Source organism: Bacillus sp. TH30 (genome assembly GCF_016650875.1).
Taxonomy (GTDB): domain Bacteria; phylum Bacillota; class Bacilli; order Bacillales; family Bacillaceae_G; genus Bacillus_A; species Bacillus_A mycoides.
In genome coordinates, this window is record NZ_JAEKEY010000002.1 from 3,666,241 (window position 1) to 3,684,332 (window position 18,092).

Genomic DNA, 18,092 nt, shown 5'->3' on the forward strand with positions numbered 1-18,092 from the left:
AAGACAGCAGTGAGGGCACCTGTATGAAGGTGTCCCTTTCACATTACATAGCTGTTGGTAGAGGGGGTTTGTATGAGCAAGAAGCAGAAACAACAAAAGAAAAAGACCCACGTTCCTTTTCGGTTAAACGTGTTGTTTTTTTGCGTGTTTTTAATGTTCTCCGCGGTTATTGTAAGGCTTGGATACGTACAAATTGTTCGTGGTGAGGAATATAAAAATGAAGTTGAGAAAAAAGAAAACTCAACGATAAGTAATCCTGTACCACGCGGGAAAATATTTGATCGTAATGGAGAAGCGGTCGTAGATAATGAGCCTATTCGTACAATTACATTTACAAAAATGAAGGGATCAACTGCAGCAGATCGCTTAGAGACGGCGAAAAAGTTAGCAGATTTAATTGAAGTCCCAACAGATAAGTTAACAGATCGCGATAAGAAAGATTATTGGCTTGCTTTACATAAAGAAGAAGCAGAAGCAAAAATCACAAAAAAAGATCGTGAAGAGTTTAAAGCGAATAAAATTGACGATAAAGAACTAGATGAACGTCAACGAAATCGTGTAACAGAAGAAGAGATTAATCAACTGTCAGCAAAAGATTTAGAAATATTGGCGATCAAAAGTAAGATGGAAAGCGGATATGCAATGACGCCGCAAATCGTTAAAAAAAATGCAACACCGGAAGAATACGCGATTATTAGTGAAAATTTAGCGAAATTACCAGGTGTAGATACAAATGTTGACTGGGAGCGAAAATATAAGTATGACGATATGTTCCGAAGTGTACTTGGTGGTGTAACTTCTTCTGATGAAGGGTTACCGAGAGAAAGATTAGATCACTATCTTGTTCGTGATTATAATCGTAACGATCGCGTAGGAAAAAGTTACCTTGAGCAACAGTACGAAGATAGTTTACACGGCACAAAAGCTGAAGTTAGAAATGTTACAGATAAAGACGGTAATATTTTAGAAACTATTAATGTGTCACAAGGACAACGAGGTAACGATCTGAATTTAACGATTGATATGAAATTACAAAAGCGCGTAGAAGAAATTCTTACAAAAAACTTAATGAGATTTAAAGGGAGCGAGCCTCTTTTAGACCGTGCATTCGTTGTAATGATGAACCCGAAAAATGGTGAAGTTTTATCTATGGCGGGGAAACAATTAGTAAATAAAGACGGCGAAACGAAAGTAGAGGATTTTGCATTAGGAACGATGACAAGTTCTTATCCGATGGGTTCAACTGTAAAAGGCGCGACAGTACTTACGGGATATGAAACTGGTGCGATTCAGCCTGGAGCTGTACAGTATGATGAACCGATTAAATTAAAAGGGACACCTACGAAGTCATCTTGGAAAACGATGGGGTATATTAATGACCTGACAGCGTTAAAAATGTCTTCTAACGTTTATATGTTTAAAACAGCGATGAATATCGCTGGGGTTCCATATGTACGAGGCGGTACGTTAGATATTCCGAAAAGTGCGTTCGATACTATGCGTTACTATTTTGGTCAGTTTGGACTTGGTGTGAAAACAGGAATTGATTTGCCAAATGAAACTGCTGGTCAAATAGGTAAAGGAAATCAACCAGGTTTCTTATTAGATTTATCAATCGGGCAGTATGATACGTATACACCGCTTCAATTAGCGCAATATATTTCGACGATTGCAAATGGTGGATATCGTATGCAACCCCAAGTTGTAAAGGAAATTCGTCAGCCATCGGCGAAGCCAGAGGAAGTTGGAAAAGTTGTTCAATCCATGGAACCGAAAGTATTAAATCGTGTTGATATGCCTGAATCACAAATTAAACGTGTTCAAGAAGGATTTAGACAAGTGTTTAACGATACAGGTGGTACAGCTACAAAATACTTTGCAGGTGCACCGTATAAAGCCGCTGGGAAAACAGGTACAGCTCAAACTGTATATGGTGGAGATAAAGAGATTGGTAGAAATGCAAAGGGTGAGCGTGTTGAAACATATAACTTAACATTAGTAGGTTATGCGCCACTTGAAGATCCAGAAGTAGCATTTTCTGTTGTTGTGCCATGGGTACATGATGATAAAACAGGGATTAATGGATATATCAGTCGTGAAATAATGGACGCTTACTTTGATTTGAAAAAACAAGCATTAACTGGTGAAGCTCCGCAAGATGAAAAAGCGAAAAAAAATAAAAATCAAGATGATGAATAAAAAAGTTGTAAAAAAAGCACACTATCTGAAAAGATAGTGTGCTTTTTTTTATGCCTTACGCATATGGTTTAGTAAATGTGGACAAGCATAAAATATTGAAAAAACATGTAGTTTCAAAAACGATGAACACAACAAGATTAGTGCATACGCTCTAAGTTTGTTGTGTGTGATAGGCGATAGCAGTTTTATCCCGCGTTTGAGGGCGGTAAAACTCCCACCTCAAAATTCAGCTGGAGCAAAGAAGTTAGGTGGGAGCCCTGCTGCCCGTAAACGCCCGATTGGTGAGGGCTAATAATCAGTGGGGGGATGAACAAAACCCCCACTGATTAAAGTTTCGCTTTATGGATGATTAGAAAATTTCCTGCATCTAAAGTACAAAAGTGAAAATAAAGTATGTGTATACAGTTGTTTTTGTGGGACTTTACAAAACTTTTACAAATAATTAAAACCGAATTAATAGTTTAGCAGTATTCTTATATCTGTAATCCTGTTATTTCCGGTTACTTCTAGGAGGAAGAACACGTGAAATGGATGAGCGCATCGATTAAAGTTTTGACATTATCGACATGTTTCCTTTGTTTTAATATGTCTACTGCATTCGCTACAAATGAAATGGGAGAAGTGAGAGTTGATGGATCCTCAACGGTTTTCCCCATTATAGAGGCAGTAGCAGAGGAATATACAAAGGCCCATCCAAACGTGAAAATTTCTATTAGTATTTCTGGGACAGGGGGAGGATTTAATCGTTTCAGTAAAGGAGAAGTAGATATAAACAATGCTTCGAGATTGATGAAACCGGTAGAAGAAAATGCAATGCAGAAAAAATCCATTCAATTTACACCATTTGAGGTTGCTTATGACGGTCTAACGATTGTTGTGAATCGTCAAAATACGTGGGTAAACAATATGACGATAGACGAGTTACGTCTATTATGGAGTGAAAATGGAAGATTGAAACGATGGTCACAAATTCATTCATCATGGCCTCGTGAACAAGTTAAATTTTATGCGCCAGGCGTAGACTCTGGTACTTATGATTATTTCCAAAATGTTGTCTTACAAAATAATCGCCTTGTAAAAACGGTTTCTTTGTCTGAAGACGATCAAGTTATTATGCAAGGGGTAATGAATGATAAAAATGCCATTGCTTTTGTAGGATATGCTTATTATATGGCCAATCGAGATAAGGTAAAAGCAATACAGGTGGATGGTGTATTTCCAACGAAAGAGACCATTCAGTCGGGTACGTATAAGCCATTATCTAGGCCGCTATTTACGTATGTGAATCATGCATCTATCAGAAATAAAATTAATGTAGCAAATTATGTTGAGTTTATGATTAAGCATGTTGGAAGCCTTGCTGAAGAGGTCGGATATGTAAAATTACCAAAAGAAAAATATAATGAACAGCTGCGAATGTTAACAGAAATAAAAAGGTAATGTCAGGGTGGAAAGGGGTTTTCATCTTTGGCTCATAATGACAAAAGTCAAATTACATTTTCTGTACAACATTTGATTGAGAGAAATACAAATAGAAGAAAAAAAACGCAGCGAATCAATCGAATTGTTCCGTTAATACTAAAAGCCATTGCTAGCGTGTCCATTGTAACGACACTTGGAATTATTATTACGTTGGCAAATGAAACAATCATGTTTTTTCAAAAGATATCATTGTATTCTTTTTTGACAGAGAAGGAATGGTTACCTTTTTTTGAAGATCCAAAATTCGGTATATTACCACTTATATGTGGAACAATCCTTGTAACAGCAATTGCCATGTTCGTAGCAATTCCTATTGGTTTAGGTTGTGCCGTGTTTTTAAGCGAATACGCTTCGAATGGCGCTCGGAAAATATTAAAACCGTTGTTAGAGCTACTAGCAGGCATCCCGACAATTGTATATGGTTTTTTCGCGTTAACAGTTGTCACACCACTTTTACAACGGGTTATACCAGATTTGCAGTTTTTTAATGCTATTAGTCCAGGTATTGTTATAGGGTTTATGATGATACCGACGATTGCGTCTCTCTCTGAAGATGCGATGAGAGCTGTAGCGAAAGGAATTAAAGAAGCCTCATTAGCGCTAGGAGCAACTCGTTTTGAGATGGTAAAACAAGTGGTGTTTCCATCGGCTTTTACGGGCATAATGGCAGCGATTATATTAGCAGCTTCCAGGGCAATTGGTGAAACGATGATTGTTGTTATTGCAGCTGGATCAACACCTAATGTATCGATAGATCCGACTCATTCTATTCAAACATTAACAGCCTATATTGTACAAGTGAGTTTAGGTGATGCTCCGCACGGAACGATTACTTATTACAGCATGTATGCTGTAGGTGCAACGTTATTTATGTTTACTTTTCTTATGAATATCATTTCGCAATATATTATGCGCCGTTTTAGGAGGTTGACATAATATGCGAATGTTAAACCATAAGAACATACAAGAAAATATGGCATCGCGTTTTTTAAAGGATCGGATTTACAAGTGTTTGTTTTATATAGCAATTTTGTTTTCAGTAGTAATACTTTTTATATTGCTTTTTCAAATTTTTGAAAAAGGTATAAGTTATCTTTCAATAGATTTCTTTACAAACTTCGCCTCACGTAATCCGAGAGAAGCTGGGATTGTCGCTGCTTTGTCAGGAACAATACTATTTATGAGCATTGTTATACCAGTCTCTTTTATATTTGGAGTCGGAACAGCTCTTTATTTAGAGCATTATGCGAAGGAGTCCGTTTTTAAAAAGTTAATTGAATTAAATAATCAAACATTAGCAGGGGTACCTTCCGTTGTGTTTGGTTTACTCGGATTAACTATTTTCGTATATGCTCTCCATTTGGGAGAGAGCATAATGGCAGCGGCACTGACGATGAGTTTACTCGTCTTACCAACTGTTGTTGTAGCTAGTCAAGAAGCGATTCGAACTGTGCCGAGCTCATTACTAGAGGCTTCTTACGGATTAGGTGCTACGAAATGGCAAACGATGTATCAAATTGTATTGCCAGTCGCTTTGCCAGGGATTGTAACGGGATGTACGTTAGCGGTATCGAGAGCAATTGGGGAGGCAGCACCATTATTAGTTATTGGGGCCCTTGCCTTTGCAAATTATGTTCCGTTCAGTATGTTTGATAGATTTACGGTTTTACCAATTCAAATTTTTAATTGGATGAGTAGACCACAAGAAGAATTTCAGTATGTAGCAGCAGCTGGGATGATTGTTTTGCTAGGATTGTTGCTCTTTATAAATATATTTGTCTTATGGTTACGAAATCGAAAATAAGTTGGAAGTGGATGAAAGGGGAATTCAAATGGTAGCAACAGTAGTAAATGTACAGGTGAAAAATGAGAAAAAGATTGAGACAGCACCAAAAAAAATAGTATTTGATACGAAAAATTTAAATTTATGGTACGGAGAAGACCATGCTTTAAAAGATATCAACTTAAGTATTCATGAGAATGAAGTAACAGCGATTATCGGTCCAAGTGGTTGTGGGAAATCAACATACTTAAAAACGCTAAATCGTATGGTAGAGTTAGTGCCTATCGTTCGAACTACGGGCGTTATCGAATATAGAGAACGAAACATATTTGATAAATCATATCCGGTTGAAGAATTACGTACGCATGTGGGTATGGTGTTCCAAAAGCCAAATCCATTCCCAAAATCTATTTATGAAAATGTAGCATATGGTCCGAAAATCCATGGTGTTCGTGACAAAAAAACACTTGATGAAATTGTTGAAAATAGCTTGCGCGGCGCAGCTATTTGGGATGAGTTAAAAGATCGTTTGCATGATAATGCATACGGTTTATCTGGTGGTCAGCAACAACGTCTATGCATTGCACGCTGCTTAGCGATTGAGCCAGACGTAATTTTAATGGATGAGCCAACATCGGCGCTAGATCCAATTTCAACATCAAAAGTAGAAGAATTAATTCAGGAGTTAAAGAAAGATTTTAGTATTGTTATCGTAACGCACAACATGCAACAAGCAGCACGAATTTCAGATAAAACTGCTTTCTTCTTAAGTGGAGAAGTTGTGGAATATACAGATACGAACAAATTATTTACAACACCTGCAGATAAGCGTACAGAAGACTACATTACAGGACGATTTGGTTGATATCGCTAGCAAGGCTAAGAGTAAATGCCCTCTTAACAGAGAGCATTTCTCATTTTCACCTCATTTTAAATAGGGGAGTAATATTTCTCTTTTCTCAAGGCTTAATAAACATACAAGAGGCTGGGTAGGGGATTTATATAAAAGGGCACATAATATTGAGGGGGAAGAAACAATGGTAAGAGAACAGTTTCAATGTGATTTAAAAACGTTACAGCAAAAGGTGATCGAGCTTGGTGAGTTAGCAAGTGGAGCTTTATTGATTGCTATGGAAGGTCTTCACAACAGGGATGTAGAGAAAGCGTTAGAAGTCATTGATGGGGATTATCGCATGGATAATTTAGAAGAGGAAATAAATGACCTTGCGCTTATGCTTATTACAAAGCAGCAGCCTGTAGCAAGTGATTTAAGAAGAATTTTCATTTCAATTAAAACAGCGACAGATTTAGAACGTATTGCAGACCATGCTGTTAATATTGCGAAATCAACAATTCGTCTTGGTGAAAAAGAAGTGGTTGTTAGTTTGCATAATCTTGAGGAAATGTTTGAGATTGCTCATAAGATGTTAAATTTAGCATTAGAAGCATATGAGCAAGAAAATTTAACTTTTGCTAAACAAATTGCTGAAATGGATGATTCAGTTGATGAAATTTATGGGAAGGCGATTCGTGAATTTATTTCATCTATCCCTGGACAACCAGAAGCGATTACACAAATTACACAACTATCCTTTGTTGCAAGATATATTGAGCGTGTAGCAGACCATGTTACAAATATTGCCGAGAATGTATTTTATGTAGTAAAAGGAAAGCATTATTTATTGAATGAGTAGGGGGAAAAGTAGGTGATGAGAAATCACCTACTTTTTTTAGTCAAAACATGACAAAAAAAGCTCGTTGTTTCCTTTAGTCTATGATGATAAGATGTATCATAATTAATGGGAAAATAAGTACATATATGTTAGTTACGTCTTATTAATTATTTTACCAAGTTAATGGTAAGCGCTTTCTTTTTGACGGGAGTTAAAAGGTACATTTATTTATAAAGTGAGGCTTTAATTAGTGGGGCTGTCTCTCGCTGATTGTTAGATCATATCAAACCGGACTTTTACTGCAGTTAATGTGGGGTAAATGATATACGGAGTTCTTGAACATTATATAAGTGGAGGCTGAAGTATATGAAGGGGGTTATTTTAGCTGGAGGAAAAGGGAGACGCCTTAGACCATTAACATGTAATACTCCAAAACCGATGTTACCATTGTTAGAAAAACCAGTTCTTGAATATAATATTGAATTATTACGTCAGCATGGTATTCGTGAAATTGCAATTACAGTTCAATATATGAGTACTGCCATTAAGCAATACTTTGGTGATGGTAGTAAGTGGGGAGTTAACTTGTATTATTTTGAAGATTCTCCTCCGCTTGGAACAGCAGGGAGTATTAAGCAAGCGGAAAGTTTTTTAGATGAAACATTTGTTGTTATTAGTGGGGATGCACTAACTGACTTTCAATTATCAGAAGGAATTGCATTTCATGAACAGAAGAAGAGAATGGTAACGATGTTTGTGAAAGAAGTAGAAAACCCACTTTCATTTGGGTTAGTTGTAATGAATAAAGAACAAGAAATTATACGATATATAGAAAAGCCGAGCTGGAATGAGGTAGTTTCTAATATTGTGAATACAGGTATTTATATAATGGAGCCAGAAATCTTTTCTTACATACCATCCATGGAATTTTCGGATTTCAGTCATGATGTGTTTCCGTTATTGGCAAATAAAAATGCTTTATTTGCATATTTATCAGAAGACTATTGGCTAGATATTGGTACATTTGATCAATATCGGCAAGCTCAATTCGATTTGTTGACGAAAAAATTGAAGGTGCCTATTCCATATACAGAAGTATTACCAATGGTGTGGATGGGAGAAGGTGTAACGATAGGAAAAGGGACGAAAATTCATGGTCCTTCTTTTATTGGGGAAGGAGCAATGATTGGTGCAGGGGCTGTAATTGAACCGTACTCTATTATCGGGAAAAATAGTATCGTTTCAAGTTATTCTCATCTTCAAAAAAGCATCATTTTTGCAAACTCTCATATAGGGAAAAATTGTGAGTTGTTAGAAACAACAATAGGAGATCATACAATGGTCGAAGATGATGTTACACTTTTTCAAAAAAGTATTGTAGCGGATCATTGTCATATAGGGAAAAGTACAGTAATTAAGCAAAAAGGAAAAATATGGCCATATAAGGAGATAGATAGTCATTCGATAGTAGGTTCTGCCGGTGTTAAAGAGAGTGAAAAGAGTGCAGGATGGTTACAAAAAAGCCGGATTGTAGGAAGGGGTAATGTTGAAATTACTCCTCAATTTATTGTGAAAGTTGCAATGGCTTATGGATCTCTTTTTGCTAAAGGAGAGAGTATATTGATTGGAAGTCAGGAAAATATAGAAACAACTTCCTTTAAAAATTTATTCCTCCATGCCATTCATGGCAGCGGGATTCATACGATGGAATGTAAAGAAATGAATGAATCGCTTTTTCAGTATGCCATTCATAATTTGCAATGTGCAGGTGGAGTTTTCGTTCAAGTGGAAAGCGAAAGAGGAATTGTTATACAACTGTATGGCAAGGAGGGCTCGTTTTTAACGTATAAGCAGCAAAAAGCAATAGAACAAGTATATATGTCTGAGTCGTTTTATTACGCTTCTGAGAAAGAAATGGGGCGAAATAAGCTAGTTCACGTTTCTGTAAATAATTATGTAGAAGCTGTGTTAGAGCGTATTGATATTAAAACGATACAAAAACAGAAGTTTCATCTTCTTATTAATAAGAGAAATGATATGTTACAACATTTACTTATGATCTTTCTACAAAGGCTTGGATGCACAGTTACATGGATTTACGCGAGTGAACAAAAAGATCATGTGAAAGCTCTGATGAAATCGAGTAAAGCAAATATGGCGCTTATGTTTTCTGAACACGGAAATCGCTTCGAATTATATGACACTCACAGTAATATTTACCAAGGAACAGATTTTGAAGAAGTAGATATTCCAGATTTATTACTCGAATCAGCAGATAATGTTTACCCAATGTCTTTGAAATTAGGGGAATGTTATCTCCTCTTTTATATGCATAACGAAAAAAACTCTTTTCAATTAAGATGGAAACGAGATATTTTATATCGAATTGGAAAATTATTTGAATTAATAGCGTTGCAAGGAAAAACATTACTTAGCATAGCAGAGCAATCACCGCCACTGTATCTACTTTATGATGAAGTTGTATGTTCATGGAAGGAAAAAGGGAAAGTAATGAGGAAATTATTGGCCGATATGGAAAGAAAAGAAGAAGGTATATTTGAAGGGATACAGTTCAAATATACCGAAAAAGAGTGGTCTTATATCGTTTCTGATACAAAACAACCAAAAATTTTGGTGTATTCACATGCTAGAAACCCAGTAATAGCAAGGGAAAACATGAAAAATCTTATAGAAAAAATTAGACAATATCAAAAGGTGTAGAATTTTTATTTTAAAAGTGGTATTATAGTATAGTCTGATTTAAGTTATTAGTGACTGGAGGGAAATAAGAATGCGTGTGAATATTACTCTAGCATGTACAGAATGCGGAGATCGTAACTATATCTCAAAGAAAAATAAACGTAACAACGCTGAGCGTATCGAGCTTAAAAAGTATTGCAAGCGTGACAAGAAGTCTACGTTACACCGTGAAACAAAGTAAGCAGTAGGAATATTTTCCTACTGTTTCTTTTTTTTATGCGATTCCTACGTAAAAGTGATACACTATCTTCGTAGAGTAAAGTGTCACTGCAAGGGGGAAAAGTGTGTGAAAGAAGAGAAAATACGTTTACGCAAACAAATAATAGAACACATGAATTCTTTATCTGAAGAACAGTATACAACTTTATCGGAACAAATTGCAGTTTCGGTGTATGGACAAAAAGAGTGGGTTGAAGCTAAAACAATTGGAATCACTCTCTCGATGGAGCATGAAGTGAATACATATCCGATTATCGAAAAAGCTTGGGAAGAAGGAAAGAAAATTGTTGTTCCGAAGTGTAATAAAGGGACAAGAACGATGTCTTTTCGACAAATTAGTAATTTAAATCAATTAGAAACAGTATATATGAATTTACGTGAACCGATTCCAGCACTTACGGAAGAAGTGAATGCGTGTGAAATTGATCTTCTTATCGTGCCAGGAGTAGCTTATACACGCCGAGGAGAACGGATTGGATATGGCGGTGGCTACTATGATCGTTATCTCGTGCACTATAAAGGGAAAACGCTATCATTAGCTTATGATTTTCAAATTGTAAAACATATTCCGGTAGAGCCATTTGATAAAAATGTAGAAAAAATTATTACAGAAAAAGGAACAATGGTTATAAATGGGCTTGTATAGACAAATAAAAATTGACGAGACTTTTTCTTCTTGATTATAATAAAATATGTGAACGTTTTCTTATTATAATTTTTTTATAGTAAGTGAGCATAAAGGGTGATGAAATGATATCCATTTATGATATTCAGCAATTGCTAAAGAAATTTGGCACGATTATTTATACGGGTGATCGAATCGCTGATTTACAATTAATGCAAGATGAATTGCGTGAATTAAATCAATCACAGCTAATCGATCCACAAGACTATCAAACAGCTTTATTTTTGTTGAAGCAAGAAATTCAAAAAGAGATAAATAAGAAATAGATAAAGGTAGGTACGTAACATGGAAGAGAAATGGTTAGTTGGTGTTGACCTTGGTGGTACAACGATTAAATTAGCATTTATTAATGTGTACGGTGAAATTTTACATAAGTGGGAAATCCCTACGAATACAAATGAACAAGGAAAACATATTACACTTGATGTAGCGAAAGCTATTGATAAAAAGTTAGAAGAATTAGGTGAATTAAAAAGTAAGCTAATTGGTATTGGTATGGGAGCTCCTGGTCCTGTACATGTGGCATCTGGAATGATTTATGAAGCGGTTAATTTAGGATGGAAAAATTATCCGTTAAAAGATTTACTAGAAGTAGAAACGGGATTACCTGTTGTTATTGATAATGATGCAAACTTAGCGGCGCTTGGTGAAATGTGGAAAGGTGCCGGTGAAGGAGCAAAAGATTTAATTTGTATGACACTTGGCACTGGTGTTGGTGGTGGTGTTATCGCCAATGGTGAGATTGTACATGGTATAAGCGGTGCTGCTGGTGAGATTGGACATATTACAGTTGTTACAGAGAACGCTTTTCCATGTAATTGCGGGAAGTCGGGTTGTTTAGAAACGGTAGCCTCTGCAACAGGTATTGTGCGTGTTGCTATGCAACAAATACAAGAGACAGCTAAAGAAAGTGTTTTACGTTCTATGTTAGCAGAAGAAGGGCTTATTACATCAAAAGATGTGTTTGAAGCGCTTGGACAAGGTGACGAACTAGCAGGTGAAGTAGTGGAAAAAGTAGCTTCTTATTTAGGATTAGCTGTAGCGAACCTTGCTAGTACGTTGAACCCAGAGAAAATCGTAATTGGTGGTGGCGTATCTAAAGCTGGAGACGCACTATTAGAGCCAATTCAACGTTATTTCGAGCAATATGCTTTCTCTCGTGCTGTAAAGAGCACAAAGTTAGCAATTGCAATACTTGGTAATGATGCAGGTGTAATTGGAGGAGCGTGGCTTGTAAAAAAGCACAAATACGAGGCGAAGATGATATAAGTTGTGAATAATGAAAAGAGGAAGGGGCCCCCTTCCTCTTTTTATGCAAGATCTTGTTGGAGAATAAAAATGTAAATGGATTAAGCTGTTGGTGGGTACCCATTATATAGAACAGTCATGATTGTAAACCATCCGAAAACAAGTACGGTTGCAATAGCGAAGCCGCCCGCGAATAAGTTTTTTTCGCGAAGTGTTCTAAGCGTAGCAAATACAGCTAACAGAGTGACTAGCGTAAAAATAATAACAAGGCCCATACAATATCCTCCTCTGTCTACTCATTCCTTAGAATGAGTTTTTAGAATATTTACTCTTTTATATTGTACATGTTTTAAAAATGATTGTCGAGATAACACGCCTTCTTTTCCTAAGAGAAAGAAATGTTGTATCATTAAAAGTAAATTAAATAACTGGAGGAGATTTTCATATGAAATGGATACAAATGCCTTTAGGCCCATTACAAACAAATGCTTATATTTTAACGAATGATCAAAATGAGTGTATTATTTTTGATCCTGGTCATGAAGGAGAGAAACTTGTTACATATTTACAGGAAGCGCAGTTAAAGCCACTTGCGGTTTTATTAACACATGCTCATTTCGATCATATCGGTGCTGTTGATGCGGTGAGAGACGCTTTTCATATTCCTGTATACGTACATAAAGAAGAAGCGGATTGGTTAGGCGATGCAACTGTGAATGGCTCGCAAATTTTTATGATGAACCGCAGTATTACAGCAAAACCAGCAGATCATATTATTGACGAAGAGGGTACATTAACGATCGGTTCTTTTAGTTTTGAAATTTTTGAGACACCAGGACATTCTCCAGGAAGTATTTCTTATTATAGTAAAGAAGCGAATGCTGTATTTTCTGGAGATGTATTGTTCCAAATGAGTATTGGAAGAACGGATTTACCTGGTGGAAGTTTTGCTGAATTAATTGGAAGTATTGAAGAGAAATTATTTGTATTACCAGATGAAACAGCGGTGCTATGTGGACACGGTCCAGAAACAAGCATTGGTTTTGAAAAAGAAAATAATCCATTTTTACAATAAGGAGTCATTATGGGGATGGAGCTCAATTTAAGAGAATGGATGGGAAAAGAAAAGGATCATTCGATTTCATATAGTACGTATATGAACCTCGTATTATATGCAGAGGAACATGGGTATTATATGAGAGAACGTGAAAAAATTGGAAGACAGGGAGATTTTTTTACGAGTAGCAATGTATCTTCTGTATTTGCGAAGACTTTTGCTAAGTTTTTTATTCGGCTTGTTGAAAAGGGAGAAGTTTCTCCAAATATTTGTGAGATTGGTGGGGGAACAGGAAAGTTTGCCTATGATGTTTTACGAGAATGGAAACAATTATCTCCGGAAACCTTTATCAATTTAAACTATTCAATTATTGAAGTGAGCCCTTTTCATAGAAGGCTACAACAGGAGAGGCTTTGCTTATTTGATAATGTGTCGTATTATACATCTTATATTGAAATGGGAGAGTCTTTCGAAGGAATTATTTTTTCGAATGAATTATTTGATGCGTTTCCTGTTGAGATAGTTGAGAAAAGAAATGGAATTTTGTATGAAGTACGTATCACGTATACAGATGAGGGAAACCTTACAGAAGTATTTAGACCGATAGAGAAAAGAGTCGGTCGTTACTTATTGAAATATAACATTCATATTGCTGAGGGACAGCGCTTTGAAGTGCCTATTGCAATGGAAGAGTATATAGAAGAGATTGCGAAATGGTTTCAGAAAGGTATATGTATTACAGTTGATTATGGATATACAAAAGAAGAATGGATGCATCCTGCACATCGTGAAGGAAGTTTAAGAGGATATTATAAGCACAAGCTAATTCGTAATCCTCTTGCATATCCAGGAGAAATGGACCTTACTACGCATGTTCATTGGGATGAGTTGAAGATGAATTTTGAGCTGCAAGGAATTAATACGATATGGCATAGGAAGCAATCAGAGTTTTTGTTAGCAGCAGGAATATTAGATCAGCTTACTAGCCATCAAGATACCAACCCTTTTTCTGAAACTCAAAAACTAAATAGAGCTATTCGCTCTATGATTTTGAACGGAGGATTAGGTAATGCTTTCGATGTTGTTATACACACAAAAGATATGAAGAATTTACTTTTGAATCAATATTTAACGATATGAAAAAAAACAAGACACAGTATTTTCTGTGTCTTGTTTTTTAATACGACTTTTAATTATGTAGCATTGTATATTTTCTCTCATGATATATATTTATATTAAAGATATGAGATGAAAAATATAGAATACACTCTTTTTCTCTGTCTATAGGTCCCTAACCTAATAATACGCGAACGAGTTGAATAATTGTTTCGTTTTCTACTTTGTAGTAAATTTCCAATCCTTTTCTTTCACTAGAAACGATTTTAGCACTTTTTAACTTTGCTAAATGCTGTGAAATTGTAGATTGTGGCATGTTTAAGCCTGTGTACATTGTAGAAACGTTGCTTGGGCCACGTTCAATTAATCCCTTTACAATACATAAGCGAACAGGATGAGCAAGCACTTTCAATAATTCTGCATTGCTTTCATATAGTTCTATTTCTTTTTGAAAGGTTTCTAACATGTTCTTTTCCACCTCCGTGTGAGCTGTTATACCATACTATACATACCAAAAAATCAAAGAAAAGAAAACAGTTGTTGCAGAAAAAAAGTCCTAAAGTAAAGAAATTGTAAGAAAAGAGACCCTGATGTAAATAAAATAGATAAATTTGCACAGTTTTGTAAAATGACATTTTTGAGTGAAAATTTTGATGCGTTTCAAAAATTGAAAGATATAGATATATTCGTAACACAATTTTATCATGATTTTCTTATTCTTTCAAATGAATATACAAAATTTTTAAAATAATATGACAAAGGAATTATAATGTTATATATAGAATATATAACAGGTTAAAAGAAAAGAAGCTGATTATGATCAGCTTCATTATGATGATAATGAAATGTTTGGATGTAACTGATACATCTTAGAATAATCAAGTCATTAGTCATTTATTCTAGAGTTCATCTTTTATCAACTTTAAAAATCTGTGATTCCATATATTCTCATAAAAATTAATTGTCTCTTTTGCGGACATAAATGGATTATTTAACGTAGAGGTTGTTTTCTGTACCATGAAGTTTTCGTATCCCAGTCCATGGGCAAATTTAATCGTAGCATCCATACAGTACTCTGTTTGGGCACCACAAAATTCAATACGATGTACAGATAATTGGTCTAAAATCTCTTTTAAGTTCGTTTTATAAAATGAATTTGCATGTGTTTTTCTTACAAAAAAATCTTGTTCTTGAACATCTAGATCGGTATGAATAGCCCAAAGTTCTTTTTCGGGTACCAAATCATCATCACAATGTTGAACAAAAATGATTGGTTTATTTGATTTTCTGTATGAAGAAATTCTTTTATTTACTTTTGTAAGTAAATTTTGTAAATCGAATAAATACTCTTCGCTATAACATACCCCATTTTGTAAATCGATAACGATTAAAATATCTGCACAAGTATCCATTATTTTTACCCCTTTTTTATTTCTTAATATATCAATTAATCCATTACTTGGAAATAGATAATGCATTTTTATTTTTTTATGGACTATAACAGAAAGAGAAACATTAAAATGAATATGCTAGACAGCATAAAAAGAAGATATAAAAACTTAATTTCATATCTTCTTTTCTCTCTATGCATTAATAGGTTCTTCTACATAAGAAAGAGCATTTTCGAAATCGGATATTAAATCGTTAACATTTTCAAGACCAACCGATAAACGAAGTAATGAATTGGAAATCCCTCTTTCATCACGTGCTTCCTGTGATAAAGCTGCATGTGACATTTTTGCTGGATATGAAAGAATAGATTCAACAGCTCCTAGACTAACCGCAAAAACGGGTAGTTTAACTTTTGATAAAAATTGGCGCAGTGCATCTTCGGATTGTAAGGTGAAAGATAAAACAGCCCCAGCTGATGTTGCTTGAGTTTGTTGAATACTATAGCCAAGATGTGATTGTAATCCAGGGTAATAGACATTTTGAACTTTAGAGTGCTCTTGTAAAAAATGTGCGATTTTGTTGGCACCTGCAGCTGAATGTTCGAGACGTACATGCAATGTTTTAATGCCGCGAAGCACGAGAGAACAATCTTGCGGTCCTAAAATAGCGCCGAATGCATTTTGTAAAAATCCAAGTTTTTGAGCGAGTTCGGCATCTTTTACAACTGCTAATCCGGCAGTAACATCACTATGACCGGCAATGAATTTTGTGGCACTATGAAGAACGACATCGGCGCCAAGGTCAAGTGGCTTCTGGAATAGTGGTGTCAAAAATGTATTATCAACAAATGTAAGAGCACCAATAGATTTTGCGAGTTTAGAAACCTCGCGAATATCTGTCACTTTTAAAAGTGGGTTAGATGGTGTTTCTACATAAAAGAGCTTCGTATTCGGTTTGATATTTTGTTTTATTGCCTCTAAATTGGTCATATCAACAAATGTATGTGAAACACCGTAACGAGAGAGAACTTCAGTTATAATTCGGTAAGTGCCTCCATATACATCTTCTGAAATAAGAACATGGTCACCTTGTGAAAGAAGGAGAAATGCAGTAGAAATGGCTGCAATGCCTGATGCAAAGGCAAATCCTTTTGTCCCGCCTTCTAATAAAGCAATGATATCTTCAAGAGCTTCACGTGTTGGATTTCCAGATCTACTATAGTCATACTTTCCAAAAGCATCTACATCAAACTGATGGAATGTTGATGTGTTATAGATGGGAACGTTAACAGCTCCTGTGTGTGAGTCATGCTTGTATTGATTATGCAGTAAAAGCGTATCTATGGAATAACTCATATTCTTACACCTTCTTTTACAAGTTTAATTGCTTGCTTTAAGTCTCGAATTAAGTCGTTGCTATTTTCGATGCCGACTGAAAAACGGAGAAGACGATTACAAACACCACGTGCTGTTCGAACATCTTCTGGAATATCGGCATGAGTTTGCGTTGCTGGATAAGTCATTAAACTTTCGACACCGCCAAGACTTTCAGCAAATGTAATTAAGGATAAAGATTGTAAGAAAGGATTAATCCAAGTTTCATCTTGAAGGCGAAATGAAATCATACCACCTCTTCCTGGATAAAATACATCTGTCACACCATCTTCATCATTTAAATAAGCAACAATTGCATGAGCGTTTTCTTCATGCTGTTTCATGCGAAGTGCTAAAGTCTTCATGCCTCGAATTAATAGCCATGAATCAAACGGGCTTAAGACAGCACCAGAGGCATTATGATAATGAGCAAGCTCCTCGCAAAGAGATTTCCCTTTCGCAACGACAAGTCCGCTTAGTACATCGTTATGACCGCCTAAATATTTAGTTGCGCTATGAAGGACGATGTTTGCACCTTCTGTTAATGGTTGCTGTATATAAGGTGTATAGAACGTGTTATCTACAATAAGAAGTAGTCCGTGCCTTTTCGCTACACTTGCTACACTTACGATATCAGTTACTTGCATTAATGGATTAGTCGGTGTTTCTATGAAAATAGCCTTCGTTTGAGATGTGATTGCTTGCTCAATTTGTTTAATAGATTGTGTATCTACGTATCTACATCGAATATTCCACTTGTCTTCATGTTCGGAAAATAGACGATATGTTCCCCCGTATAAGTCTTCAGATACGATAAGCTCATCTCCGGAACGGAATAGTGAAAGGACAAGGAGAACAGCCGCCATTCCTGAACTACAGGCATACCCTTGCTCACCGCTTTCTAAGTCTGCAATTGCCTGTTCTAAAAGACCGCGAGTCGGATTTCCAGTTCTTGAATAGTCAAAGCCAGTAGATTTACCAATTCCTTCGTGACGATAAGCAGTTGAGAAATAAACAGGTGGATTAACAGTTCCTGTTGTAGCTTCGCTACGGTTCCCGATTTGTGCTAGTTTTGTTTCGATTGTTGACATGTGAAAATTCCCCC

The 18,092-nt window shown here is 35.8% G+C and carries 18 protein-coding genes; 13 read left to right on the plus strand and 5 right to left on the minus strand.

Annotated features, from left to right (window positions below):
• The first annotated feature begins 72 nt into the window (after positions 1 to 72).
• From JFU20_RS21065 to glcK, 11 genes are all read left to right on the plus strand, one after another.
• Positions 73 to 2,199, plus strand: a complete 2,127-nt coding sequence (locus JFU20_RS21065; protein ID WP_201038872.1) for a peptidoglycan D,D-transpeptidase FtsI family protein — start codon at positions 73 to 75, stop codon at positions 2,197 to 2,199.
• A gap of 522 nt (positions 2,200 to 2,721) precedes the next feature.
• Positions 2,722 to 3,639: a PstS family phosphate ABC transporter substrate-binding protein gene (locus JFU20_RS21070; RefSeq protein ID WP_002138359.1), complete on the plus strand. Its 918-nt coding sequence runs from the start codon at positions 2,722 to 2,724 to the stop codon at positions 3,637 to 3,639.
• 27 nt (positions 3,640 to 3,666) lie between these two features.
• Complete coding sequence (gene pstC, locus JFU20_RS21075; protein WP_002165065.1) at positions 3,667 to 4,617, plus strand: phosphate ABC transporter permease subunit PstC; 951 nt, start codon at positions 3,667 to 3,669, stop codon at positions 4,615 to 4,617.
• Position 4,618: 1 nt separating this feature from the next.
• On the plus strand, positions 4,619 to 5,485 hold the full coding sequence (pstA, locus tag JFU20_RS21080; protein ID WP_002088645.1) for a phosphate ABC transporter permease PstA: 867 nt from the start codon (positions 4,619 to 4,621) through the stop codon (positions 5,483 to 5,485).
• A 28-nt stretch (positions 5,486 to 5,513) separates the two neighbouring features.
• Entirely contained in the window at positions 5,514 to 6,329 is an 816-nt protein-coding gene (pstB, locus tag JFU20_RS21085; protein WP_002088644.1) for a phosphate ABC transporter ATP-binding protein, read from the plus strand.
• A gap of 172 nt (positions 6,330 to 6,501) precedes the next feature.
• Positions 6,502 to 7,158, plus strand: coding sequence for a phosphate signaling complex protein PhoU (phoU, locus tag JFU20_RS21090; protein WP_002015145.1), 657 nt, complete (start codon positions 6,502 to 6,504; stop codon positions 7,156 to 7,158).
• Positions 7,159 to 7,503: 345 nt separating this feature from the next.
• Positions 7,504 to 9,858 carry a sugar phosphate nucleotidyltransferase gene (locus JFU20_RS21095; RefSeq protein WP_002165066.1) on the plus strand — a complete coding sequence of 785 codons (2,355 nt, stop codon included), beginning with the start codon at positions 7,504 to 7,506 and terminating at the stop codon, positions 9,856 to 9,858.
• Between the two features lie 70 nt (positions 9,859 to 9,928).
• The gene (gene rpmG, locus JFU20_RS21100; protein WP_001265616.1) at positions 9,929 to 10,078 is read left to right on the plus strand and encodes a 50S ribosomal protein L33; all 150 of its coding nucleotides are present in this window, start codon (positions 9,929 to 9,931) and stop codon (positions 10,076 to 10,078) included.
• 105 nt (positions 10,079 to 10,183) lie between these two features.
• The gene (locus JFU20_RS21105) at positions 10,184 to 10,762 is read left to right on the plus strand and encodes a 5-formyltetrahydrofolate cyclo-ligase (protein ID WP_002015142.1); all 579 of its coding nucleotides are present in this window, start codon (positions 10,184 to 10,186) and stop codon (positions 10,760 to 10,762) included.
• 104 nt (positions 10,763 to 10,866) lie between these two features.
• Entirely contained in the window at positions 10,867 to 11,067 is a 201-nt protein-coding gene (locus JFU20_RS21110; protein ID WP_002015140.1) for a YqgQ family protein, read from the plus strand.
• A gap of 19 nt (positions 11,068 to 11,086) precedes the next feature.
• Entirely contained in the window at positions 11,087 to 12,070 is a 984-nt protein-coding gene (glcK, locus tag JFU20_RS21115; protein ID WP_002015139.1) for a glucokinase, read from the plus strand.
• Positions 12,071 to 12,150: 80 nt separating this feature from the next.
• Here the strand turns inward: glcK and JFU20_RS21120 are convergent, their stop codons facing one another.
• Positions 12,151 to 12,324 carry a DUF2759 domain-containing protein gene (locus JFU20_RS21120; protein WP_002015138.1) on the minus strand — a complete coding sequence of 58 codons (174 nt, stop codon included), beginning with the start codon at positions 12,322 to 12,324 and terminating at the stop codon, positions 12,151 to 12,153.
• A 170-nt stretch (positions 12,325 to 12,494) separates the two neighbouring features.
• Here JFU20_RS21120 and JFU20_RS21125 point away from each other — a divergent pair, with 170 nt between their 5' ends.
• Positions 12,495 to 13,124: an MBL fold metallo-hydrolase gene (locus JFU20_RS21125; RefSeq protein WP_002015137.1), complete on the plus strand. Its 630-nt coding sequence runs from the start codon at positions 12,495 to 12,497 to the stop codon at positions 13,122 to 13,124.
• Positions 13,125 to 13,133: 9 nt separating this feature from the next.
• The gene (locus JFU20_RS21130; protein ID WP_002015135.1) at positions 13,134 to 14,246 is read left to right on the plus strand and encodes a class I SAM-dependent methyltransferase; all 1,113 of its coding nucleotides are present in this window, start codon (positions 13,134 to 13,136) and stop codon (positions 14,244 to 14,246) included.
• Between the two features lie 151 nt (positions 14,247 to 14,397).
• On the opposite strand, the gene JFU20_RS21135 is transcribed toward JFU20_RS21130, so the two are convergent.
• The 4 genes from JFU20_RS21135 to JFU20_RS21150 all read right to left on the minus strand — a co-directional run bounded on the left by JFU20_RS21135 (position 14,398) and on the right by JFU20_RS21150 (position 18,078).
• The gene (locus JFU20_RS21135; RefSeq protein ID WP_000894375.1) at positions 14,398 to 14,688 is read right to left on the minus strand and encodes an ArsR/SmtB family transcription factor; all 291 of its coding nucleotides are present in this window, start codon (positions 14,686 to 14,688) and stop codon (positions 14,398 to 14,400) included.
• 433 nt (positions 14,689 to 15,121) lie between these two features.
• Positions 15,122 to 15,634, minus strand: a complete 513-nt coding sequence (locus tag JFU20_RS21140; RefSeq protein ID WP_201038873.1) for a cysteine hydrolase family protein — start codon at positions 15,632 to 15,634, stop codon at positions 15,122 to 15,124.
• Positions 15,635 to 15,805: 171 nt separating this feature from the next.
• Positions 15,806 to 16,969 (minus strand): cystathionine beta-lyase, encoded by a 1,164-nt coding sequence (metC, locus tag JFU20_RS21145; protein ID WP_002165069.1) that lies wholly within the window; start codon positions 16,967 to 16,969, stop codon positions 15,806 to 15,808.
• Positions 16,966 to 18,078, minus strand: coding sequence for a methionine biosynthesis PLP-dependent protein (locus JFU20_RS21150; protein ID WP_002015129.1), 1,113 nt, complete (start codon positions 18,076 to 18,078; stop codon positions 16,966 to 16,968). Before JFU20_RS21150 ends, metC begins: the two co-directional genes overlap by 4 nt.
• Positions 18,079 to 18,092: the final 14 nt, after the last annotated feature.